Origin of the sequence: Paenibacillus algicola (assembly GCF_005577435.1) — a bacterium.
GTDB lineage: Bacteria > Bacillota > Bacilli > Paenibacillales > Paenibacillaceae > Paenibacillus_AQ > Paenibacillus_AQ algicola.
The window spans coordinates 1169008-1193607 of record NZ_CP040396.1 but is presented as its reverse complement, the minus strand read 5'-3'; the positions used below and the strand labels follow the sequence as shown (position 1 = coordinate 1193607).

Annotated in this window: 19 protein-coding genes and 1 pseudogene; 7 read left to right on the top strand and 13 right to left on the bottom strand. The window is 51.2% G+C overall.

Annotated elements, in window-relative coordinates:
• Window positions 1-7 precede the first annotated feature (7 nt).
• Window positions 8-574, top strand: coding sequence for a chromate efflux transporter ChrB (locus E6C60_RS05265; RefSeq protein WP_138227642.1), 567 nt, complete (start codon window positions 8-10; stop codon window positions 572-574).
• Complete coding sequence (locus tag E6C60_RS05260; RefSeq protein ID WP_138224852.1) at window positions 571-1116, top strand: chromate efflux transporter ChrA; 546 nt, start codon at window positions 571-573, stop codon at window positions 1114-1116. The genes E6C60_RS05265 and E6C60_RS05260 overlap by 4 nt, the downstream gene beginning before the upstream one ends.
• A gap of 99 nt (window positions 1117-1215) precedes the next feature.
• On the opposite strand, the gene E6C60_RS05255 is transcribed toward E6C60_RS05260, so the two are convergent.
• From E6C60_RS05255 to E6C60_RS05215, 9 genes are all read right to left on the bottom strand, one after another.
• On the bottom strand, window positions 1216-1815 hold the full coding sequence (locus tag E6C60_RS05255; RefSeq protein WP_138224851.1) for a response regulator transcription factor: 600 nt from the start codon (window positions 1813-1815) through the stop codon (window positions 1216-1218).
• Complete coding sequence (locus E6C60_RS05250) at window positions 1812-2948, bottom strand: sensor histidine kinase (RefSeq protein WP_138224850.1); 1137 nt, start codon at window positions 2946-2948, stop codon at window positions 1812-1814. Before E6C60_RS05250 ends, E6C60_RS05255 begins: the two co-directional genes overlap by 4 nt.
• 86 nt (window positions 2949-3034) lie before the next feature.
• Window positions 3035-4090, bottom strand: a complete 1056-nt coding sequence (locus E6C60_RS05245) for a Delta(5) desaturase DesA (protein ID WP_138224849.1) — start codon at window positions 4088-4090, stop codon at window positions 3035-3037.
• A gap of 248 nt (window positions 4091-4338) precedes the next feature.
• A complete protein-coding gene (locus E6C60_RS05240; RefSeq protein WP_138227641.1) occupies window positions 4339-5337 on the bottom strand; it encodes a Gfo/Idh/MocA family protein in 999 nt (332 codons plus the stop codon).
• Window positions 5338-5388: 51 nt separating this feature from the next.
• Window positions 5389-5850 carry an acyl-CoA thioesterase gene (locus tag E6C60_RS05235; protein WP_138224848.1) on the bottom strand — a complete coding sequence of 154 codons (462 nt, stop codon included), beginning with the start codon at window positions 5848-5850 and terminating at the stop codon, window positions 5389-5391.
• A gap of 161 nt (window positions 5851-6011) precedes the next feature.
• A complete protein-coding gene (locus E6C60_RS05230; RefSeq protein ID WP_138224847.1) occupies window positions 6012-7004 on the bottom strand; it encodes an ABC transporter permease in 993 nt (330 codons plus the stop codon).
• A complete protein-coding gene (locus tag E6C60_RS05225; RefSeq protein ID WP_233281153.1) occupies window positions 7001-8557 on the bottom strand; it encodes a sugar ABC transporter ATP-binding protein in 1557 nt (518 codons plus the stop codon). The genes E6C60_RS05230 and E6C60_RS05225 overlap by 4 nt, the downstream gene beginning before the upstream one ends.
• Before the next feature lie 70 nt (window positions 8558-8627).
• Entirely contained in the window at window positions 8628-9740 is a 1113-nt protein-coding gene (locus tag E6C60_RS05220; RefSeq protein WP_138224846.1) for a sugar ABC transporter substrate-binding protein, read from the bottom strand.
• A gap of 146 nt (window positions 9741-9886) precedes the next feature.
• A complete protein-coding gene (locus E6C60_RS05215; RefSeq protein WP_233281152.1) occupies window positions 9887-10513 on the bottom strand; it encodes an SGNH/GDSL hydrolase family protein in 627 nt (208 codons plus the stop codon).
• A gap of 464 nt (window positions 10514-10977) precedes the next feature.
• Between E6C60_RS05215 and E6C60_RS05205 the strand changes: the two are divergent.
• Window positions 10978-11413 (top strand): annotated as a pseudogene (locus E6C60_RS05205) (transposase); the annotation flags it as partial.
• A gap of 156 nt (window positions 11414-11569) precedes the next feature.
• On the opposite strand, the gene E6C60_RS05200 reads toward E6C60_RS05205, so the two are convergent.
• Complete coding sequence (locus E6C60_RS05200) at window positions 11570-13318, bottom strand: ABC transporter ATP-binding protein (RefSeq protein WP_138224843.1); 1749 nt, start codon at window positions 13316-13318, stop codon at window positions 11570-11572.
• Window positions 13319-13461: 143 nt separating this feature from the next.
• On the opposite strand from E6C60_RS05200, the gene E6C60_RS05195 reads away from it, so the two are divergent.
• From E6C60_RS05195 to E6C60_RS05185, 3 genes are read left to right on the top strand one after another with little or no spacing between them, the layout of a single operon-like run.
• Window positions 13462-14904, top strand: a complete 1443-nt coding sequence (locus E6C60_RS05195; RefSeq protein ID WP_138224842.1) for an ABC transporter permease — start codon at window positions 13462-13464, stop codon at window positions 14902-14904.
• A gap of 53 nt (window positions 14905-14957) precedes the next feature.
• Window positions 14958-16469, top strand: a complete 1512-nt coding sequence (locus tag E6C60_RS05190) for an ABC transporter permease (protein WP_138224841.1) — start codon at window positions 14958-14960, stop codon at window positions 16467-16469.
• A 41-nt stretch (window positions 16470-16510) separates the two neighbouring features.
• Window positions 16511-18337, top strand: coding sequence for an ABC transporter substrate-binding protein (locus tag E6C60_RS05185; RefSeq protein WP_138224840.1), 1827 nt, complete (start codon window positions 16511-16513; stop codon window positions 18335-18337).
• A 71-nt stretch (window positions 18338-18408) separates the two neighbouring features.
• Here E6C60_RS05185 and E6C60_RS05180 read toward each other — a convergent pair whose 3' ends face one another.
• Window positions 18409-20967, bottom strand: coding sequence for a beta-mannosidase (locus E6C60_RS05180; RefSeq protein ID WP_138224839.1), 2559 nt, complete (start codon window positions 20965-20967; stop codon window positions 18409-18411).
• 299 nt (window positions 20968-21266) lie between these two features.
• Here E6C60_RS05180 and E6C60_RS05175 point away from each other — a divergent pair, with 299 nt between their 5' ends.
• Window positions 21267-21890 carry a DUF3298 and DUF4163 domain-containing protein gene (locus E6C60_RS05175; RefSeq protein ID WP_138224838.1) on the top strand — a complete coding sequence of 208 codons (624 nt, stop codon included), beginning with the start codon at window positions 21267-21269 and terminating at the stop codon, window positions 21888-21890.
• A gap of 470 nt (window positions 21891-22360) precedes the next feature.
• Here E6C60_RS05175 and E6C60_RS05170 read toward each other — a convergent pair whose 3' ends face one another.
• On the bottom strand, window positions 22361-23470 hold the full coding sequence (locus E6C60_RS05170) for a hypothetical protein (protein ID WP_138224837.1): 1110 nt from the start codon (window positions 23468-23470) through the stop codon (window positions 22361-22363).
• Between the two features lie 60 nt (window positions 23471-23530).
• Window positions 23531-24526, bottom strand: a complete 996-nt coding sequence (locus E6C60_RS05165) for a C39 family peptidase (RefSeq protein WP_138224836.1) — start codon at window positions 24524-24526, stop codon at window positions 23531-23533.
• Window positions 24527-24600: the final 74 nt, after the last annotated feature.

Here is a 24600-nt window from a genome sequence, read left to right as displayed (position 1 = left end):
CGTATATATGCAGCTAAGTCTGGCCATGCTTCGAACCGGGATTCTGGGCTACGGGGGTGGGCCCTCGGTCATTCCGCTGATCCGCCATGAGGCTGTCATCCGTTACGGATGGCTGACCCTGGATGAGTTCGGAGAAACCTTGGCACTCGCGAACGCTCTTCCGGGACCCATCGCTACCAAGATGGCCGCCTACCTTGGCTACCAGCAAAAAAAGACCCCGGGAGCAATCATCGCTGTGCTGTCACATATTTTGCCGACCTGCTTCGCCATGATTGCCCTGTTCTCGGCCGTCCAGGTGCTCAGCAGCTCCAGCATCATTGCCGGCATGATTGCGGGCGTGACCCCGGTCATCGCCGTTATGCTCGGCACCATGGCCTATGAATTCGGGGAAAAGGCCGTCAAGGGACTTGGCCTTGCTGCCGGCAGTCTCTCTTTTATCATTGCCTTTCTGCTGCTGCAGCAGATCCAGCTTCACCCCGCCGTCGTCATTATGCTGTTTCTGGCTTACGGGGCTATGCACTACAAGCTCCTCGCCCGCTGGAAGCGGCAGCGAGCAGCACGGAAGGAGGAATAGTCTTGGAATGGCTTCAGGTATTTATAAGCTTTCTGGTGTCCAACGTCCTCGGCTATGGCGGCGGCCCGGCATCCATCCCGCTTATGTATGAGTATATTGTGGCGCAGCGGGGCTGGCTGAGTGATTACGAGTTCTCCAATATGCTCGCGCTCGGCAATTCACTGCCTGGTCCGATTGCCACCAAGATCGCGGCCTACGTGGGATATGGGGTGACTGGCTGGGTTGGCTTTGCCGCTGCACTTACGGCCACCGTGGTTCCATCTGCGGCAGCGCTCATCATCCTCTTGAAGGTGCTGCAGAAGCACCGGACCTCACCGGTCGTCAAGGGCATGACCCTGCTCGTTCAGCCAGTGATCGCCATCATGATGGCCGTGCTGACCTGGCAGATGGCCCAAAGCTCTGCGGCCTCCATCGGCCTGCTGCAGAGCCTTGGCATTGCTGCTGCAGCCTTCTGGGCGATGAACATTCGCAAGCTCCATCCGGCCCTCGTCATCCTGGCTGCTTTTGCATACGGTGCGCTTGTGCTCTCCAGGAGCATGTAGCTCCATTACTCAACCCACATTAAAAAGAGCAGCGTCCGCCCGGTTTATCCTGCAGACCTGCTCTTATATAGGATGCCGCTCACTTCTTCAGGGGAGGCTTCACTTGAACCAGCCTTTTTCCTTAAAGCGTGTAATGGCTTCAATCCGGTTGCTGACACCCAGCTTATCCAGAATGACCGAGATATAATTACGGACTGTGCCGGTCGTCAGAAACAGCTCGCTGGCGATCTCCTTCGTGTTCTTGCCGTCAGCGATCAGCCCCAGCACTTCCTTCTCCCGCGGGGTCAGCGGATTCTCTTCCCCGTACGCTTCATCCACCAGCTCCGGCGCATAGATCCGGCGACCCTGCATAATGCTTCGGATCGACGTAGCCAGCTCTTCACTGGGACTGTCTTTCAGCAGATAGCCATGGGCTCCTGCCTTCAGGGCACGCTCGAAATACCCCGGTCTCGCGAAGGTTGTCAGAATCATAATCTTGCAGCCTTGCCCCCGCAGCTCCTCGGCGGCTTCCAGTCCGCTCTTCAGAGGCATTTCAATGTCCATAATACAGATGTCCGGCTGACGAAGATGCACCAGCTTGACCGCATCCTCTCCGTTACCAGCCGTTCCCACTACCTGCATATCCTCCTCCAGATCCAGAAGCGAAGCCAGTGCTCCCAGCAGCATCCTCTGATCTTCTGCAATGACGACCGTAATCATATCCCTGCCTCCTTCCCGGGCTGTTTCAACACCTGAGGCACCCTCAGTGTAAGCAGGGTCCCATGGTCCGACTTGATGTCCATACTTCCATTTACGAACTCCAGCCGCTCCCACATGCCGCGCAGGCCATTTCCCCGTGTGTAAGCTCTCTCGCCTGAGAACCCGACACCGTTGTCCCGCACGGACACAACCAGCTCGGTTGCATTCGGCTTGACGCTGATCCAGCATTCCCGGGCAGTGCTATGCTTGACAATATTCGTCACTGCTTCCTTCAGGCACATACTCAGTACATTTTCGTTCATCAATGACAGATTGATGTCTTCGGCATCTCCATCCAGATGAAGCTCAATCTGCGCCGCCTTGAGAATCTGCCGTATCCGGAACATCTCATCCACCAGCCGTGTCCCCCTCATCTGGGTGACCAGCTCCCGGACCTCCTTTAAGGCCAGTCTCGCGGTCTGGCGCACATCCTGAATCTCCTCTTGAGCCCTGCCGGGATCCTTCATGACCAGCTTGCCGGCGAGATCACTCTTCAATCCGATCAAGGACAGCTTCTGTCCCAGCGTATCATGAAGGTCTCTTGCAATCCGCTGCCGCTCCTCCAGCTTGACGAGCTCGGAAATTTTCTTGTTAGCATCCTCCAGCTGAACCTGCAGGCGGTCATTGTTGTTGCGGTTAAACGTCGTGATCGGCAGCAGCACCACAGCTACGACACTGACCAGCACGAACGGCAGCTGCGTGATAAAGAACGGGTTTTTGGAGACAAAGCCGTAGTTGACCGTCAGAATCGTAGCAATGAGATGGATGGTGTACAGCGTGAAGAAGCCGACCCGGTTCCGGATATTCCCGATGAAAAAGGCCAGAAATAAAGAGAAATACACATAGCCAAAGAGCAAAGACATCGTAACCGAAATTAAAATCTGCACGCTCGTCCAGAAATAAATCAACCAGCCCTTGGCCTGAAACGACAGCACGTAGCAGCAGAAGAACGCCAAAATCATGACAATACCGATGACAATCTGATAGGTCGAGGTCGAACGGAAAATAAAATAAAACGGCAGAATATAAAAGACGACCCACACGTAAGGATTTAGCCCCGTGTTTTTCTGGAAAATCTGGTACCACTTTTGCATTGGGCGCCCACCTTTTCGCATCTTGATCATCTTATATAGTAACATATTCCACCGTTTGTTATGAATGATATTCAAGGTTTACCGTCTTAATTCGTGCCTGTCTTCAGCTTCGTAACCGCACGCTCGGAATCCAGCTGCTTCTGCCGCCGGCGCTGCCGCAGCTCCTTGAAGCTGATGAACAGCTTTGCTTCCTCATCCCATAGACGGAAGCTGAGCGCTTTGAAGCTGGTGCGCATCGTGATGGTCGTTGCTTTTTGCAGGGGAGGTGTGGCATTATGCGCCTTCTCCAGATTGTAATTCGGCACTCTCGGGCTCAGATGATGCACATGGTGGAAGCCGATATTACCGGTAATCCATTGCAGCACCTTCGGCAGCTTGTAGTAAGAGCTTCCTTCCACCGCTGCGTTCACATAGCTCCATTCCTCATCATGCTCATAGTACGTATCTTCAAACTGGTGCTGTACGTAGAACAGCCAGATGCCCATCATCCCGGAGAACAGGAAGACCGGACCCTGCACCAGCAGGAACGCTTCCCAGCCGATTGCCCAGCACAGCAATGCATACAATCCAACCAGAGAAAGATTCGTAATGTACGTGCTGATCCGTTCCTTGCGCTTCGCTTCCTTGCGGTTAAAGCGGTAGTCAATCACGAAGATAAAGATCGGTCCCAAGATAAACATAACCAGCGGATTCCGGTAGATACGGTAACGAACCTTCGTCCAGAACGAGGCCTGCTCATATTCACTTACGGTCAGCACCCAAATGTCACCGATGCCTCTCTTATCGAGATTGCTGCTCGTTGCATGGTGGATGGAATGTGTTGTTTTCCATTGCTGGTAAGGACAGAGCGTGATGACACCGGTAATCGTGCCTAGTATTTCATTGGCCCGGCGGCTTTTGAAGAAGGATTGGTGGCAGCAGTCATGAAAAATGATAAAGGTACGAACCACGAAGCCGGCCGCTACCATAGCAATCGGCAGTGTCAGCCAGTACGATACCGACAGGCTTAGATAGGCCAAATACCATAGGACGACCAATGGAAGCAGCGTATTGATGAGCTGCCGAATGCTGGCCTTCGTATCAATATTTTCGTAGGGAGCGACATTTTTCTTTAGATGGGACAGTGAATTAGCCTGAGCCATGATGAATTCCTCCTCAAAATATAGCGCAGCCGGGATCCAAGGTTCCACAGCATACTTTTCTACTTTACATTATAGTGAAGACCTGTCATGCTCCACAGTCATAAACGTCAAGAACAAGGGATGACATTTGTCATATATCCATACAAAATTTGAGTGCATAGAGAATAGATTGTCATTATCGTCCATTTTTTACACACAAAAAAGCCGCTTGACGCAGGTAAGCGCCATCAGCGGCTTTGCTTCATAATTTACTTGTCTGCGGTCTGCTGATCGGCAGGATACACCAGACCGATCTGGCGCCTGGCTTCCTCCGCGATTTCCGCGGTAATGATGGAGGCCTCATGCGAGTTGATCTCACTCTCCCGCTTGCCGGCTTCCAGCACGTCGATAAATTCATCCAGCTCATAGTACATGGACTCATGCGTCTGGGTTTGTGTGATCTCTTCAATCGTGCCGTCGCGGTAATGAATCTTGACGTTGTACGGCTGATTGATTTTGTCGATGACCATCGTCCCGTTCTCGCCTTGGATTTCGGCCGGCAGATAGGAGTCGCTGATCTTGGAATGCATGATCACGGCATCCATCTCCGGATAGCGCAGCAGCAGGCTTCCCTCACCGTCCACACCGGAGGAGAGCAGAATCCCTTCCGACTTGATGGACTCCGGTCTGCCGAAGAGCACAGCCGCCGGGTAGATGCAGTACACGCCCAAATCCATCAGCGAGCCGTTGGAGAACTGCGGGTTGAACGCATTGAGCACCGTGCCTGCAAGGAAAGCATCATAGCGCGAAGAATATTGGCCATATGAAGCCACATAACGCCGAATACGCCCCAGCTTGTACAAATGATCGCGAACCGCTTTGAAATTCGGCATCTGTGTGGACTTCATGCCCTCCATGAGCAGCACGTTGCTGTTCCGGGCAGCATCCACCATCGCCTGAACCTCGGCAGTATTAGAAGCCAGCGGCTTCTCACACAGCACATGCTTGCCTGCCTTCATGCACAGAATGGCCTGCTCTGCGTGAAACGAATTGGGACTCGCGATATACACCGCGTCCACATCGGGGCTCGCAGCCATTTCCGAGATGTCTGTATATACCGCCGGACGAGGATCATATTTCGAAGCGAACTCTGATCCCTTCTCCGCTGTCCGAGAGTACACGGCAGTCAAGGTAAACCGGTCATTCTCCATCGCGGCCTGAATAAAACGTTCTGTAATCCAGTTGGTTCCAATAATTCCGAATCGCACCTGTAACAATCACAACGCATCCTTTCCATGATCAATTTCCGGGAGGTCTCTCTAAGCCGGGGCTCGTCCTTCAAAGTGTTCAATGATCTTCCGGGCATGCTCCGAAACCGGCTTGCTCTTACCGCTTTCGGTGTCGATCAGCACGATGGTTCCACGTCCGGCCGCCTTCAGCTGATCCTCAACCACCACCGCATACTGCACATCCATGGAGGAGCGGCCAATCTCCGCTACCTTCACATGCAGCATCAGCGGATCCTTCAGATAGAGCTGTGCCAGATACTGACACTCCAGGTCTGCAACCACAGAAACCGCCTTTTGGCTAAACAGCTCCTCCGTCAGTCCCAAATGCTCAAAATATTCAATCCGCCCTTGTTCGAAGTACATGAAATAGCTCACGTTATTCACATGTCCGAGCATGTCGGTCTCACAGTAACGGATTCTGATAGGAAATGCAAAATGGAAGGTCTGCAGCCAGCTCTGAGGGTCCGGCTGTACAAAGGTCGTCTTTCTCACGGTGATCCCCTTTCAACAAAATGCTGTGCATTCATGTCAGCTTCTCCTAGCATAATGAATACCGCTCCCAGCCGTCAATGACCGGCAGCTAAATCTCTAACCGCAGAGAGGTGTAAAAAGACGGCAAAAAGACCGTCTCTGGAAAAGACGGCCTGATCTCTTTAATGCTTCTTCTTGTAATACGTCACCGCAAGCGCCAGCGCCAGCACGGAGCCCTTTACGATATCCATAGCGTAGTAAGGAACCGACATCATAATGAGGCCGTTCTGCAGAATCCCGATCAGCACAGCGCCGACAAAGGTTCCCAGCGCATTCGGTTTGCCGGACCCAAGCACGGAATAGCCGATAAAGGCGGCCGCTACAGCATCCATTAAATACGGACCGCCTGCATTGACCTCCGCGTTCATAACGCGGGCACCCAGGATGATTCCGCCGATGGCCGCAAATAGTGCCGAAAGCAGGTACGCCGTCAGCCGGTATCGGCTGACCGCGATGCCGGACAGCTCGGCAGCCTCACGGTTGCCGCCGATCATGTACATGTAGCGGCCGTGCTTGGTGTAGGTCAGGAACAGGTGCACGATGACCACGACGAGCAGCATGATAACGATGATCCATGGCACTTGGCCGATTTTTTCGAATAATCCGGGAATTCGGCCCTCAGCGTACTCACCGCTTGGCATAATCATGTTCTGCGATACGGTAGCACCCCGTGTATAGGTTAAGGCGACGCCCTGAAACACGAACATCGTGGCCAGCGTCATCAGCATATCCTGAATTTTGAAATTAATGACGAGAAACGCATTAATCACGCCGACCACCAGACAGAAGATCAGTGTCAGCACGATGCCGACGCCTATATTTTGCCCGTGCCAGACGAAGAAGGAAATGACCAGCGCATTGGCCAGGGAGGCTGTAGAGCCGACGGAGAGATCAAAGCCCCCAACCGCGAGAGATACCGTCAATCCCACGGCAATAATGGTCACAATGGAGATTGAGCGCAGAATGTTAATGACGTTTCCCGAGCTGAGGAAGTTCTCATTCAAAAGGCCGAATACCGCAATCAGCACGACGACCGTGATCAAGGTTCCATATTTGTACAAAAAATCAAATGCGCTCTGTGCCGGCTTGTTCCGGGCACCCGCTGATGTATTCATGTCGTTAATCCCCCTCCAGTGCAATACAGAAGCAGCTCTTCCTCGCTGCTGTTCGATGTTTCCAGCTCCTTGACAATCCGGCCGTCATACATGACGTAGACCCGGTCGGAAATGCCCATGATTTCGGACAGCTCACTGGAAGCGTACAGCACGCATTTGCCGCGTGCCGCCAGCTCCGCCACCAGCTCGAAAATGTCCCGCTTCGCGCCGACATCCACTCCCTTGGTCGGCTCATCGAACATGTAAACATCGGCATCTACCAGCAGCCACTTGCCGATGGCTACCTTCTGCTGATTGCCGCCGGACAAGCTCCCCGTCTTCGTATGGCCGCCCGGGGTCTTGATCCCCAGGCTGTCGATAATCATCTCGGAGGACTGCGCCTCCTTCTTGAAGCTGATCCAGGAGCCCCACCGGCAGAACCTCGACAGCATCGCTGCCGTCAGATTCACGGATACCGATTCCTCGACAAAAATGCCTTCGCGCCGCCGTTCCTCCGGCACCAGCGCCAGCCCCTGGCGCACTGCATCGTGCGGGGTTGAAATCCGCAGCCTGCGGCCATTCAGCACCACCTCGCCGGAATGCTTGGCAGCCCCGAACAAGGCCCGGCACAGCTCGGTCTTCCCAGCACCAACGAGTCCGGCCAGGCCGATAATTTCTCCCTGGTGCATCGTGAAGCTTACATCACTGACCTTGCCTTCGCGGTCGGACAAATGACTGACGGTCAAGGCAGCCTCCCCCTTCACCTTCTTGCGAAGCGGAAACTGCTGCTCCATCCGGGCATTCAGCATATGCTCGACGATCTCCTCCTGGGTCAGGTTGTGGATGACATCAGAGGTTACCCGCTGACCGTCTCGGAGAATCGTAATATCGTCACAGATTTCATACAACTCCGGGAGACGATGGGAGATGAAGATGACACTGACGCCTTCTCCCTTCAGCTTGCGCACCAGCTTGAAGAGCTGATCTGTTTCGCTGCGGCTCAGCGGTGCTGTCGGCTCGTCCAGCACCAGAATGCGGCATTGCTTGATCACCGAACGGGCAATCAGCACCATTTGCTTCTCCGCCAGGGTCAATTCCTGTACGAGCTTTCGTGTGGAGATATAGACATTCATCCGCGCAAGTGCGGCCTGCGCCTGCTCGTGCAGTGCCTGCCAGCGGATGACATGGCTTCCCTTCATGCTATGTACCATAGACTCCAGCATAATGTTCTCGGCAACAGTCAGATTCGGGATCAGAGCCGTATCGACCTCCTGATACACAACCTGAATGCCGAGATCCTTAGCATCTCGCGGTGAAGCAATGACAGCCTTGCTGCCCTCCACCACAATCTCACCCTTATAGTGGCTGTACGCACCTGCCAGAATCTTCATCAGGGTGGATTTGCCGGCTCCATTCGCGCCGATCAGCGCATGGGCTCTTCCGGCCTGCAGTTCAAAATTCACATCCGATAACGCCTTTACTCCCGGAAATGAAATCGAGATGCCCTTCATCTCCAGCAACGGGGCTGCCGTATCCTTCCTTTGCGGTTCGGCAGACAGACGGGTGCCTGACATGATGATTCACCTTCTCCCCTCATTAAAATGGGCGCTCCTATCCTATTGGATAAGAGCGCCGGGCGGCATATTAATTACCGTAAACTTCTTTCAAGGCTTTCATCCAGTCCTCTTCAAAATCCGTGCTGGTTCCCCAGCCAGGAATCAAATTCGCAAGACTGCTCATATTCACAGGCTCCTCAGACTTTGCCAGGCTCGCCTGGTCAATCAGTGTGGCGGGAAGGCTGTACGTGGAAGGTGTCTCTTCACCGGCCAGCTTCTTCGCCAGCAAACGTACATTCACCGCGCCGATGGTCTTGGGATCCACCGCAGCCGTAGCTGTCCATGGGCTGTCCGGCTTCTGCATAATTTCAAGATCCGCGTTAGATACGTCGATGCCGTAGATCTTGATCTCATTGCGTCCGGCTTCATTGATCGCTCTTGCAGCGCCAATCGCGAAGGCGTCCCAAGTCGCGAAGATTGCGTCAATCTCGCCTTTCGGATGCTTCGTCAGCATAGCCGCTACAGCATTCTGTGTTTCTATAGAAGTATCGCTGCTCGCTACGCCAAAGCGTTCAATCTCTTTGATGCCCGGATTGCTCTTCAGGGTTTCTTGATATACCGCATTCCGGCGAACCATTGGCGGGAATCCATCTACCCACAGATAGACGATATTAGCGTCAGGGCCCTGCTCTTCTACCAGGCGATCCAGCGACAGCTTGGCCAGTGTCTCATCATCCTGGGAAGTCACAGTTACACCCTCGATTTCTGCAAGCTCCGGTACCGAGTCAAACGCTACAACCGGAATCCCTTTAGCAGCAAGAGCCTTGACATCCTCCACGGTAGCAGGGTCGTCACCATGAGACAATACGATACCATCATAGCCGTTACCAGCCGCTTGAGCAACCGCATCATGGAATTTAGCTGCATCATTATTCGCTGTAAAGGTATCTACCTTAAAGCCAAGTGCTTCACCTTCCTGCTTCGCACCCGCCAAAAACTGTGCTGTGTGATCATCTCCGCCGATCTTGCGGATGATCATAAGCTTCATATCATCTTTCTCTGCAATGGCTGCTGGCAGATTCTCAATGTCTGCTCTAGAGCCTTTGCTTTCGCCGGCGGAATCTTGTCCGCAGCCCGTTGTGAGAATCACTGCCGACAGTAGCAAGCCGGACAGCTTCACCCATGGTTTCTTAATATTCATGCTGGTTCTCCCCCTCAATATGACTGATCTCTTTTTATTACAAGTAATCCTATCGGATTTAGAAGGGAGAGTCAATACTTTTTTTGCGTCACTTTAACGCATTCCAGCATAAGCTCAAAAAAACACACAAATCAAGTCATTGACCTCTAGAGAATGCCCATGGTCTCCATCCATGCCTTCGCAATCAGTCCGTGGCCAGCCGGTGATGGATGAACGCCGTCCGGCGCCCAGTATGCCGGCTCCCGGCGTGCAGCTGCCGCGTTAAACAGGCCGTCCAGCGGAACGAGCAGCGCTTGGAATTCGGCGGCCAGCTCCCGCACAGCATGGATCTTGGGATCCAGATCTTCGCGCCAAGCGCGGCGATCCTCCGGCACAGGCAGCACAAACGGCTCCATCAAAATCAGCTTGGCTCCCAGTGATTCCTGCGTCCGCTCCAGCAGCTCCCTGTAGCCCGCTTTGAAAGCCGCCGCCGGCGTTTCATCCTGTCTGCTGTATCGGCGCCAGCAATCATTAATCCCGATATATACCGACACCCAGGTCGGCTTCAGCTCCAGGCAATCTCCCTGCCATCTCTCCTGCAGGTTCACGACGCGGTCCCCGCTAATGCCCCGATTCAGGAACTGCAGGTTCAGCTCTGGATGCTTCAGACCTGTCAGCGCCGAGATAAGCAGTGGATAGCCTGTCCCCAAGCTACTGGACTCACTGCGGTTTCTGCCTGCATCTGTAATGCTGTCACCTTGAAAAAGAATAATATCATTGTGTTGCAGCTGCACTGTGTTCTTCCCCCTTATTAGACCAAAGATAGACATTCCTCGACCGTTTTTGACGTTTATCTATTAAATTTGCCACACGCAGCCCATCTTCCTGCTTGCCGACAGGAATTTAAAAGGAATTTTATTTCCATGAACATCTACTGCTGCAAAAAAACCCTCACGCTCAGCGGAGGCCACTGAAAACGCAAAAGATGGTGTATCCGCCAACGAAGGCGTAGTCGCTGCAGGAAGAGGGGGCTTCCGATCGCTGTTGTCCCCAGATTTCTTGTTCATACCGCTTGGCGGATGAAATCCGGGGACAAAGGCGAGCGCTCCGCTTCTCCAGCCTCCCTCTTCCCTCCGCTCCTTCGTCATCTACTGCAAAACCGTTAAGATAGAAAGGATGGAAGCCCTTTGTTCCAGAATCAACCTTCGTTTTCATTCAGCCCGTACACGTCCTTGTATGACCTGATCGTGCCTAAAGACAAAAAAGCGTCGCGGCTGGCGTAACTGTAAAGACCGTGATGGGCGACACGGCGTATTCGGAGAAGGACAACCTGATCGCAAGGGGGACGCAAGAAGGAGACGGGCAAGAACCAAGCCGACACCTACTACTTTGATGTAGAGCAGTGCAAGAGGTGTCCCTTGAAAGAGGGATGTTACAAGGAGGGCGCCAAGAGCAAGACGTACTCCGTCACCATTAAATCCGGGGTGCACGCCAAACAAATGGCGTTTCAGGAAAGTGAGGCTTTCAAAGAAAAAGGCAAAGAGCGCTACAAAATTGAAGCGAAGAACAGCGAACTCAAGCACAGACACGGGTAGGATGTGGCCACATCCTCGGGTCTATCCGGCATGCATATGCAAGGAGCAATGGCTATATTCGTGGTGAATCTGAAACGAATCTTTACATTAGGAAGCTGAAAGAAACCGAAAATAGGGGCACCGTGCTCGCTTTTATTGCGAGCTCGGTGCCCCTAATTTTATATTAAAGTCTATTGGCCTCCGCTCAGCGAGGGCTTATTCCGCCATTGTGAAGCAGCATTTGCTGCAGAAATGGCGATGGGGGCTACTTGCACGTCAGGAGACGTGTCCGGCCGGAACGGCTACCCAGTGTCCTGGAGTCACCTCCACCAGCTCGGAATGCTCCAGATTGTATTTATCTTCTCCCGTCCGTTCTTCCAGCAGCACCCGCTTCTTCGCAGCTTCGATCTTGGGGTCGGGAATCGGAATGGCAGACAGCAGTGATTTCGTATACTCATGCTGTGGATTGGCGTATAGCTCCTCGCTTTCGGCCAGCTCCACGATCTTGCCCTGATACATGACAGCTACCCGATCGCTGATGTGCTTGACCATCGACAAATCGTGAGCAATGAATAAATAAGTGAGGCCCAGGCGCTGCTGAAGCTCCTCCAGCAGCTTGACGATCTGCGACTGTATCGAGACATCGAGCGCGGACAAAGGCTCATCACACACTATGAATTTCGGTTCTACCGCGAGGGCCCGGGCAATCCCGATCCGCTGACGCTGTCCCCCGGAGAACTCATGCGGATAACGGTCTGCAAAGGCCGGGTTCAGCCCGACCATATCGAGCAGCTCCTCAACACGCTTGCGGCGCTGCTGCCGGCTTCCGGACAGCTTGTGCACATCCAGCGCCTCGCCAATAATATCCACGATCTTGAATCTCGGATTGAGCGAAGCATACGGATCCTGAAAGATCATCTGCATATGCTGCCGCATGGTCTTCATTTCACCGGACGAAAGCCGGTTCACCGCCATCCCCTGATACAGCACATCGCCTCCTGTCGGCTGATGAAGCCGCAGAATTGCGCGCCCTGTTGTGGACTTGCCGCTGCCGGACTCTCCGACAAGCCCTAACGTTTCGCCGGCATTAATATGGAAGTTGATATTGTTAACGGCCTTCAGCACCTGTCCCTTACCCATGCTGAAGTGCTGCTTCAATCCTTGAACCTGCAACAGCGGACGCTTCAGCTCCTCTGCTGTCAAGATCGATGATACCGGCTTCGGCTTCTTCTTCTCATGAAGCCTCGGCAGAGCATTCAGCAGCTTAAGGGTGTACGGATGCTGCGGATTATCAAAGATCTCCTCCGTCGTTCCCGTTTCTACAATAACGCCATCCTTCATGACCGCGACCCGGTCGCACATACCGGCTACAACGCCGAGATCATGGGTAATGAGAATGATCGAGGTGCCAAAACGGTTCTGCATATCCTTCATGACATTCAAAATCTGGGCCTGAATCGTTACATCGAGCGCCGTCGTAGGCTCATCCGCAATCAGCAGCGCCGGCCGGCAGGCGAGTGCAATGGCGATCATGACCCGCTGCCGCATCCCGCCGGAAAATTCATGCGGATACTGGCTGTACCGCGCCTCACTGTTCGGAATACCAACCAGCTTCAGCATATCGAGCGCTTGCTGCTTCGCTTCTTTGCCCGACAGCTTCTGATGCTTGATCAGGCTCTCCGCAATCTGCTCTCCGATTCGAAGCGTAGGGTTCAAGGACGTCATCGGATCCTGAAAAATCATGCCCATATCCCGTCCCCGTATGCTCTCCATCTCACGCTCGGTCTTCTCGTTCAGGCTCTGTCCTTGAAACTTGATCTCGCCTTCCTTCATAAAAGAAGGCGGCGACGGGAGCAAGCGCATAATGGAGCGGGCAGTGACGCTTTTGCCGCTGCCGGATTCACCGACAATGCCCAGCGTCTCTCCCTTGTTCAGCTGGAAGCTGACTCCGCGTACCGCATGAAATTCCCGATCGCGGTTCTGAAAGGATACGTTTAAGTTTTTTACATCTAGTAGGGGTTCCATATCTCCTTCTCCTGCCTTAAAATATATATGAACTATGATAAAGAAAGAAACGTTTGATCTCTATTGACTTTTGAAAAACGCTAAAATAAAATATACTATATCACTCGGAATAATGCAATTTATGAAGGAGGGCTAGTCATCTTATGGATGTGAAGGAAGCAGCCGGCTTCAGCCGGACCATCAACCACATCACCAGCACGTATCGTAAAATCCTTCTGAATCCTTCATATAAATACCTCTTTCTCTTGTTAGGAGCTCCGGTTCATCTGGTTGTCTTCTTTGTTTATATGATTCAGAGAAATCATGACGCTTATACCGCCGTGGTTAACAGACTGCGAAACGAGTGGTTATCCTCCGGCTATCATCTGAAGCTGCAGGAGGAGATCCAGGATCAGTTGCGGCGTAAGGCTGAATTTTTTCAACAGCAGCTCTCTTCGGAGAAGCTGAAACGCGAGACCGAGCGGCTCGCGGAACAGAAGTTCCAGGAACAGCTACATGACGAGGCGATCAAGGAAATGCAGCTTAACGGGCAAAGCCGGTTAACTTTTGCGGACACGTTTGAATCCTTGATCCGCAGGTCGGCTTTTTTTGCAATTTCATGGATTCCAGGCTTGCTCATGTATCTGATGATCATTCTGTACAGCTATCCCTTGCTGAAGTTTATCTCAGAGCGGCTTGTTATGACGTGGTTCGTCATCCTTGGAGTGTCGGTGCTGGTGTTCAGCATTCTCTATATGTCGCCGATGAATCCGGCCGCCAACATCTTAGGTGTGACCGCGACTCAGGAACAGATCGAGGCCTTCAACCGCCTACACGGTCTGGATCAGTCATATTGGGCGCAGCTGTGGAACACACTAAAGGGAATATTCACCTTCGACCTGGGGAAATCCTTCTCCGGAAATGAACAAGTGACCGACAGTATTGCAAGGAAATTTCCGATTACGCTGACGCTGACCGTGATTTCCCTGCTCATCGCGATGATCATTGCCATTCCAATCGGAATCATATCGGCGACCCGGAAGAATTCGTTCTGGGATTACTCCTTTATGTTCATCGCCCTTCTGGGATTGTCGATTCCGAACTTCTGGCAGGGCTTGATCTTCATTCTGGGCTTCTCCATTAATCTGAAGTGGCTGCCGGCAACCTACAGCCCTGGGAACTGGCTCTCTATGATCATGCCGGTCATTGTGCTGGGCACCGCGCTTACAGCCTCCGTTGCCCGAATGACACGCTCCTCAACCCTGGAGGTCATTCATGAGGACTATATCCTGACCGCCAAGGCGAAAGGTATCAGCAGCCGGCAGGTCCTGCGCCGGCATGCGGTGCGCAACGCGCTCATTCCGATTGTTACTGTCATCGGTCTTCAGTTCGGAGCGATGCTCGGAGGCGCCGCTGTCACGGAGAAGGTATTTAATATTAGCGGGATCGGCGGCTATATTGTAGACAAGCAGTTTATACCCGACATCCCGGCCGTTATGGGCGGTGTCGTATACACAGCCATCACGATTTCGATTGTAAATGTGATGATTGATATGATGTATGCGTTCCTGGATCCGCGGATCCGTTCCCGGATGAAGCAGTACTGAGCCGGCTCATTGCAGCCTTTCAGCACTGCAACCTTATTAAAGCAGGTGTACCCATGATCAAGAAGAACTTACAACAATCGCAGCAGGACCGGTTCCGCCTGAAATCCTCACCCGAGTATTCCCAGGCGAACTTCACTTGGGTCGTCTCCCTGGCTTTAGCCCTTGTATTGCTGCTAAACAGCTTTGCATGGGGCAGCCTGGAGGTTCGCCCTGTGATCCTGGTATTATTCATCCTATACACCCTGTTCACCTTGGGGCAGGGAGCACTAACCTACCAAATCCGGCGAGATCTCACCCGGCATGGAGAGATCAGGCCGGCAACAAGAAGATGGGGATACGCCGGCCTGCTCAGCCTGCTGACAGGCAATGTGTTTCTGACGGTGGCTTCCTTCAACCTGATCAAGAAGCAGAAGAGTCCGGAATATACGATTTCGGTATATATGCTTCTGACTCAGATCTTCGTCATCGCGCTATCGTCTCTAAATATGTTCAAACCGTACGTATCGAATGGGTTCTTGCCCGGTATGGGCATACTGATTGCCGTTACCGTGTTTCATCTGACGGCGCTGCTCCTCGTCGCCAAGTATGCCCATCAGCATGTGCTTCCTGCCAGATTGAAATGGCTGGCACTGCCGTTGCTGCTAACCGCAGCTACCGGTAATTTGTTCGCCGTTGTGCTGGGGCTTAGCCTGCTATCCAAAATCCGCCGTAGTGCGAATCCCGGGGCTACCCGCTGGGCCGATGTCTGGATCAAAATTACGAGCAACCACACAGCAATGCTCGGCATGTTCTTCATTATATTTCTGTTCACGATTTCCGTCAGCAGCCTGCTGACCTTTGAATATAGCTTTGCTGTAGACAATAATTACAGTGCCATTCTGCAGTCGCCGTCACTGACCTATCCACTGGGAACGGATGACTTTGGACGCTGTCTGTACTCCCGAATTGTCTTTGGCGCACGGATCTCGCTCATTGTGGGATTTATGTCGACACTGATTCCTGTTATTATTGGAGGCATCCTGGGTGCCATTTCCGGCTACTATGGCCGTCATACTGACAATATCATCATGCGGGCGCTTGATATTTTGTATGCTATCCCAGGCATCCTGCTCGCCATTGCGATCATTGCTGCGTTCGGGGCAAATACGTTCAACTTGATTATCGCGCTGAGTGTCGGAGCGATTCCGACCTATGCCCGGACGATGAGAGCGAACGTGCTGATGGTTTCCACCTATGAATATGTGGATGCGGCGCGGGCCTTTGGCTCCAGCCATCTATCGATCATCTTCAAGCACATTGTCCCGAATTCACTGGCCCCCATGATTGTCAAATCTACCTTAACCATTGGTGGAGCGGTCATTGCTACAAGTAGTCTGAGCTACCTCGGACTGGGTGTAGAGCCCCACATTCCGGAATGGGGCAATATTCTGAAGATCGGAAGCACGTATCTGGAGACGAACTCGTACCTGGCCATTTATCCCGGCCTGGCTATTATCGCTCTTGTGCTCTCCTTTAACTTCCTCGGCGACGGACTGCGCGATGCGCTGGACCCGAAGCTGGACTAACTAGCGGCAACAACAATTTATATATCCAGGAGGAACTCAACATGAAGAAAAGAAACATCCTGCTTCTTCTGCTCACCTTTGTGCTGATCCTGAGCGGCTGCACCGTTCAGACGAAAGACGAGGGTCAATCTACGCCTGCTCCAGATAACAATGCCGAGCAGCCTGCCAATACCACAGCACCAACCATCGAAGTGCTGGGGATGAGCGCCAATGAAGCGGACCTCAATATCATCCGCGACCAGCTTACCAAGAACGGCTTTAACGTGAAGCTGAACATTCAGCCGGACTACGGCAGCTTCAAAAGCCAGCAGGACGCCGGTAATTATGATGTGTCTATGTCCAGCTGGACGACCGTAACCGGGAACCCGGACTATGCAGTACGCTCCCTGTTCACCACTGGCGGCGACTACAGCATTATGTCTGATGAAGAAGTGGATCAGCTGATCAACCAGGCATCCACTCAAAGCCCGGAAGATGCAGTAGAAACGTACAAGCAGCTGGAGCAGGTGCTCGTTGAGAGCAAGGCCTATATTGCACCGCTGTACATTTCATTGAAAAGCCAGGCACTGAACAAGGATGTTCTGAATCCGGAGTCGGTACGCCTGTCGAAATCCCGCTCCCTGCCTTGGGAAGATATTGACTTTAACGATACGTCCAAGCGCGACCAGGAGCCTCTCATTTTGTCCCAGACGATCCCTACGCTGACTTCCTTGGATCCGATCAAGGGCAATGACGGCTCGATCAATATTATTAACACGAATATGAACGTACGCCTGATTAACCTGACCGATGACGACAAGATTACGTCCGAAGGCTCGCTGTCTTACAACCACAGCATTGCTGAAGGTAACAGCGATTACTACTTCATTCTGCGGGATGACATCAACTTCGCGAAGGTAGAAGACAAGCTGGCTGTAGATTCGGGAGAGCGTGTCGGTGCCGATGATGTTGTGTTCTCCATGAACCGTGCCAAGAACAAGGATTCGGTGCCAGATCACCGCACCTATACCCTGCATGAGCATATTCAGGATGTAGAGGTTGTAGAGGATCTTGCTTCCCTGGATGCCGTAAAGGTAGCCGGCAGTGACGAAACAGTTCGTCAGGCACTGGAGAACGGCCTGGATACCCCAATCGCTTCTCTCGTGACAGACAAGAATCAAGCCAGCACCAAGGACGGCAAATATCAGGTCATCAAGCTGACGACCACCGAGCCGTTCCCGCAAGTCCTGAATTACCTGGCTCACCAATCCGCAGGGATTGTATCCAAGAAGCAGGTTGAAAGCATCAACACCTATGATGTTGCTAAATTTGATGTGAACAAGGACATCCCTTACGGCGATCAGAACACGGTAACCGAAGGCGATCAGTATAATAACACCCTGTATGCCAGCGGTCCTTACATTCTGTCGTACAAGAATGACTACGAAGCTGTGTTCTACAAAAACCCTGGTTACATGACAGGTACCGACCATGAGCCGAACATCAATCAGGTGAAGGTACGCTTCATTCAGGATGCAGACAGCACACTGGCGGCATTGCGCAGCGGAGAGATTCATCTGTTCTACTCCGTTCCTGAAACGAAGTATGATGTTGTCCGTAGCGACAGCAAGCTGGAGCTGCAGACGGTTCAAAGCAATGCCGTAGCCTACCTGCTCTTCAACACGGCGAACCGTGATGTAGCGAAGAGCGAGGATCTGCGCAAAGCGGTTCTGCATTCCATCAATCAGGACGAGTTCCTTGCCTACTACAAGAACAACAAGGAAAAAGCCTACTCCACACTCAGCCCGCTCGTGAACACGGGCAATGAGCTGAAAGCCGATCCGGCGAAAGTGAAGGAATTCCTTGCGAACTATCAGAATTCGAAGTAAGCTGCTGTAATTAAAAACCTCCCCCGAGATGAGATGATCCCGGGGGAGGTTTTTTGTTTCCATAGTCTGTTTTAACGAACCGGACTTACCGTCTGAATGCAGTCCACCATCGACAGTACCTGAATCTCTCTCGCCGATGCCGGCTCGAATGGAGCTGCTCCTTCACTGCGACGGGAGAAGGTGACCACCTTCGGCTGGCCTGGAACAAGATCAAAATCATTATCGCTGAAGATTCCCTCCTGCTCCGTGGTGAGCCACACATGGCGGGCTAGGGTACGGCACTCCAGGCGATACGCTGGCTGCCCGTTCTCGGTAATTGCTGTCACACTGATTTCAGACTGTTCCAGCTGAAGATCACGATCGTGGACGAAATAGAATGTCTTGCTGTCAAGCAGCATGTCCTGCTGCTTCAGCTCTGCCTGCAGCACTACCCTTCCGGCCTCTTGCCCGGACAGGAGCTCAGCGGCATCAATCTCGTACAGAATGCTCGACTGCTGCGCCTGCACAAGAATGTCCAGCTGATCACGCCACAGCACGTTACCTTGAAGATCCATCAGACACAGCTCAAGGTGACCCGCCGTTTCCTCGCGCAGATCAGACACCCCATACACTTCCAGCCTCTGCTCCCCCTCCTGATGATGTACAATGAGGCTCAGATCGCGGAAGCAGCGCTTGGCTGTATACTGCAGCGCCTTCCAGCGTCCTAGGTAATCCATGCCTGCCCAGGAAGCAACAGGCCAGCAGTCATTCATCTGCCAGTATAGTGTCCCCATGCAGTATGGCATCCGGCGGCGATGAGCTTCAATGGCCGTCTTCATTGCATCAGCCTGCAGCATCTGGCTCATATGAAGGAAGGCTTCGAAATCCTTGGGCTCATTCATGTACTGATCCATATAGCTCTTGATCAAGCGGTTGCCGGCGCCGTTCTTCTGGTGGGCCAGCATGACCTTGGACTCCAGCTCCATATCGCTTTCCTCAGCATAAGTGCGGACGGTGCGCGGCTCCGGGAAGGACTGAAATCCGTACTCGCTCATGAATCGGCCGACATGCACCTCATAATTGCTAAACGGCTCCGTGTTATGCCACACACCCCAGTAGTGAATGTCTCCGCTCGTGGTGCTGGAATGCGCATGCTGACTGATGTCGCCGGTGAGTGAGACCATCGGAGAAGACGGCCAGTAATCCATGCCCGGCGCATAAGAAGAAACGGCCTTCGGCAGCACCTCGTGAAAAATAGCCTCATAATCCTTCCAGATCCGCTCCCGCTGCGCTGCGCTGTAATCCTTCTTCCAGCCCCAGCCACCATGCTCATCATAATGCGACCAAGCGGTGTCAATTTCATTATTGCCGCACCATAGCACGATCGAAGGGTGATTGCGCAGCCGCACGACATTATCCTCTGCTTCAAGCTTCACACTTTCGAGGAAAGTGGGGTCGCCCGGATACATACTGCATGCAAACATGAAATCCTGCCACACCATCATGCCGTACTCGTCGCACAGCTCGTAGAAGGCTGCCTCTTCATAAATGCCGCCGCCCCAGACGCGAAGCATGTTCATATTGGACTCTGCGGCCGAGGCAATCTCATGACGATAGCGCTCTGTCGTAACCTCTGTTTGGAAGCTGTCATTGGGAATATGGTTTGCCCCCTTGGCAAACACTGGCGTTCCGTTCAGCTCGATGTAAAAGGATGTGCCCTCCTGATCCTTCTTCCGAATCAGCTTGGCGCTGCGCAGTCCGGTGCGTACTGAAGCTTCTGCCGATGTCTGTGCTCCCTTCAGCTCCGCCTTAAAGGTGTACAGATGAGGCTCGCCCAAGCCTCTGGACCACCATAGCTTCGGCTGCTCTATATCCAGTGGGAGCTCTGCCGTATGCTTCCCCGCACTCACCTGAAGCTCTTTTGACCAGCGGCTGTCCTCCGTCTTTACCGTCAGGATACCACTGAACGAAGCATCCGTCTCAAAGGTTACCTGTGCTGTAAGGCGGGCAAGCGGGGCCGATACCTCATCCTGCCGGATGAACACGTCGCTGATGCGAACGCCAGACCAGGCCTCCAGCGAGACCGGTCTCCAGATTCCGGAGGTCACAAACCGCGGACCCCAGTCCCAGCCGTAGTGATAGGGCGCTTTTCGTGCAAAAATGCTAAGCTTCTTCTCGCCAAGACCGCCCACCTCAGACTGGTCATTGGTAGCCGGTAACGGGTAGCCCAAGGCTTCGAGCTTCGGCAGATCCTCTTGAATCGGAGAACGAAATACAATGCGCAGTGTGTTGCTGCCCATCTTGAGGAGAGATTTCACCTTGATTCTCCAGGATCGAAACATGTTATCGGCCGAGAGCACCTGAGTTTCGTTCAAATATACATTCGCATACGTGTCCAAGCCTTCAAATACCAGATCCAGCTGCTGCTCAGCGTACATTTCCTCTGTGACCTCAATGACGGTTTTATACTCCCAGTCCTTCTTGTCAATCCACTGCAAATCATGCTCATTTGTACCATAGAAAGGATCTCTAATCTGGCCATTATGCAGTAAATCAGTATGAACACAGCCCGGCACCTTCGCAGGCAGCCATTCCTGTCTCCCTACTTCTCTAAATGTCCAGTCTTGAATAAGCATCTTGTTCAAGTTCATCACGCGCTCCTTTAGGTTCGTCAGGTTCTATTGCATCCGGTTACATATGATAGGATAATAACATAACAAAATAACAAACACGCACTTAATAACATATTTGTTATGTTGTTTGGTGTTAAATATACCGTCATTCCGCACCGCCGTCAATATCAAAATAAAAACCTAAAAGTACAAGTCCGAAAATCCGCAATTGGATCTGCTGAAGGGAATATGAGACGGGAAAAAGCCGCTCGCGCTGTATCAGCCTTGGGAAATGCTGCATAGGCTGATGTATCACGTTTGACAGGAGATTAAAACCTATGAGCTTATATGAACCGCCGGTGCAGATTCAAACCTTAACCTACAGAACGCCGAATGCGCTTATTCAGTACCCACAAGTCCGGGGGCTTGCCAGCCAGCAGGCCGAGCATAAGATCAACCATAACATTGTAATGGCTCTGCAGGAAATGGAGCGGCAGCAGCAGAGCGTTCAGAGCGGCAGCAATCCAGAGATGACCGTACATTTTGAGATCAAGACGAATGAACGCGGCATCCTCAGCCTGATGCTCAGTAATTATACGTATTCCACGCCTATGGCTCATGGGTATACTGTGGCCAAAGGCCTGACCTTCTGCACAGCAACCGGGCAGCTGTACCGTCTGGGTGATTTATTTAAGCCAGGCTCCAATTATGAAGCCGTATTGGCCGCCGAGGTAAAGCGACAGATTAAGGAGCGGGATCTGCCCGTGCTGGACAATTCGGTTACCGTGCAGTCTGATCAGGATTTTTATCTGGCCGATAAAGCCCTGGTGCTCTTTTATCCGCTGTATGCGATCACTCCCTACTATGTCGGCTTACCCATGTTCCCCATCTCGGTGTACAGCCTCCAGCCGATCATCGCGGAGGATGGACCGCTGGCTGTGTTAACGGCGGGTGTGGTTTAGATACATTGTAATCGGCAAGGGTAGTTCATGAACAAGAATAAGATGGCAATTTAACACGAAAACGAACAACTCTGCATTCAGGATTGGCCGTACCTGTAACCGCAAAGAGAGCACCTCAATTACGTATTGTCTTCCCCTTATGCTGAGCACTAACTGCTATTGTTATTTTTCAGATAATATCTCACGACAAGTACTAGAGTAAAAACGATGAATAAAATGCTCAGGAATGTGGAGGATTCATAGTAGGTCTTGAATTTTTCTATGGACCACCGATCATCAGTGATCAATAGATCTGCAATATCATTACTGATTGAAATTCCTTCCGGATTGCTGGTCAAGCTTGCTGAGTAGTTCTGCGCCAAAGCAATATTTATGATTATTAGAAACTGTGAACATAAAATAAATAGATAGATTAAAAGTTTATGTTTGTTAATGGAAATCCCCCCTATAATGTGAGAATTAAAACTACCTTACTCATCGTCCTTCAGCAAATTTGTGAAGACGAATAGTTCTGAATATTCAGGGCTTGACGTACCCGCAACCAGCAGCCCTTCATTCGTGAAGTCTAAGGTATCTACAGTCTTCTGCGTATATTCCGTAAGATCAACTTTTTGATTATCATTAGCACGGTAATACATCAATTTATGATCCTTTGTAATGTAGGCTATGTGATAGTTATAGGTGTCAAAACGACTGATATAATCCTTTTCGATAAGTTCAAATTGTTGTGAGTCTATATCAAGTGTTCCAAACTTTCCTGTGGTCCATTTTTGTACATCTTCAAAATTAATGCTGAGTATTTGATCATCTGCAAACCTTGCATAGCCGATGTAGGGATACTCAGAGTTGATTTCATCAATCTCACCACTATTAAGGTCGTACAAATAATATTTACCCTTGTCATTCACGGTATCTGTCCACAGCAGTTCATCTTCATGGAAATCGACAAAGTTATTATGCAGACCCGCAGCCTCTATAACTGCAATGGTTTGCAATTTGTTACTGGATAAATCGTATAACATGACCTCCGGCTGATCATAGTTTGTGGTCATCCAAGCGACCCAGTTCTCATGCAGTACAGGAGCGTCCATAGCTACTTTCTCTGGATCCTCATATTGAAATATGATCGTTTCTGTATTTTCTGCCCGGTCCATTGCGTGAACAGAAGCTTTCATACCAAACTCATCCGTCTCCACCCAGACCATATAATCCGCACTGCATGTTAGATCATTAATCGCTGCGTAGGTAAGCTTGGATGAATATATGATTTCGGACTGTTTCGTCTCCATGTCATAGGACAAAATCTGGTTCTGCAGCCCTTCCTTTTCCGAGTTTACTGGTACAAATAACTGTCCACCCCACGTACAAGGCTGTGTGTACTGATTATAGGGCAGCTTGATTTGGGTCATTCCATAGGGAGATTTCTGATTTTCATTCTGATTTTCTTCAACGACCTCCTCCTCATGACTGACTTCGTTTTCATGCTCCACAGACTCCAGATCCTTTAATGGTTGAATTTCTTCTGTGCAGCCAGCCAGTAATATCGTTATAAGAAGCAGGCATGACATTAACTCTTTCATGATTTGTCTCCTTTCAAAAAGAAAGGAGGAGGGGATCCCCCTCCAATCTTTGTAAATATCTTAATATACCATTGCTTTATTGGTACCATTAAGATCAGCATTATATACAGCTCTAAAGACACCATTTGAGCTTCCTGAACCCATAGGATCCCAGAATGTTCCTAAGTACTGATTATTGTTATGTGGATCAACTAGTCTTAATTGACCCGCAGTGTTATTCCAACCGCTAACTGTATTATAATGCCTGATACCTCTTCCTGAGTAACGGTCAAGGTATACCGTTTCAAGTAAGACGATAGGCGCATAAGTTTCATTAATTATGGGAGATGTAACTCTGCTTTTAAAAAGGTCAAATGCAGCACTTGCAGATCCTGCAGTTGTAATATCAGCCGCCACATAAACGAACGACCCGAAGGTGCCATTGTAATTGTTTAAAGCCTTTGCGAGACCAGTTGTTGTAGAGCCATCTGTAGAAGTACCTGCTAAAGAGGCTAAAGTTGTCTGACTCGGTAAACTTTGCGTAGAATTACTTTTGTTTTTGTGAAATGCTAAGGTTTGCCTCACTGCAGCAGGACCGCACCAATAGGAAGTTTCTTGCTGGTAATTAGGAACTCCAACTGTATATACTGCTTGGATTCCAATAGAGCCATTTAGTTGTGATTGAATTAATGGCATGGTCATCAATATTTCCTTGTCTTTAGCTTCCGCTTGCTTCTTCCAATACTCCTCAGTCTCTGGTGTTAGAGTAGGGTCGTCTTTCATGGCCCCTGTCTCTTTTCCTGTATTAATTGGGGTCGCGTTTTCTTCACTATGATTATTGAGCATGATTTCCATATCTTTAGCTTCTGCTTGCTTTCTCCAATACTCTTCCGTCTCAGGGGTCAGAGTTAAGTCGTCTTTCACTGCCCCTGTGGATTCATTTCCTGGATTATTTATGGTCATGTTCTCTTCATGATGATAATCCATCACATTTTCCTGAGCATTAACATGATAAAAGCCTGTTCCCGATATAATCAGTGAAGAGATTACAAGTTTTAGTACTTTTGATGATTTCATTCAATCCATCCTTTTCAATGTATTTTGTCATGACATGTATAAAACACTAACATTAATTCATTAATTTTCCATGA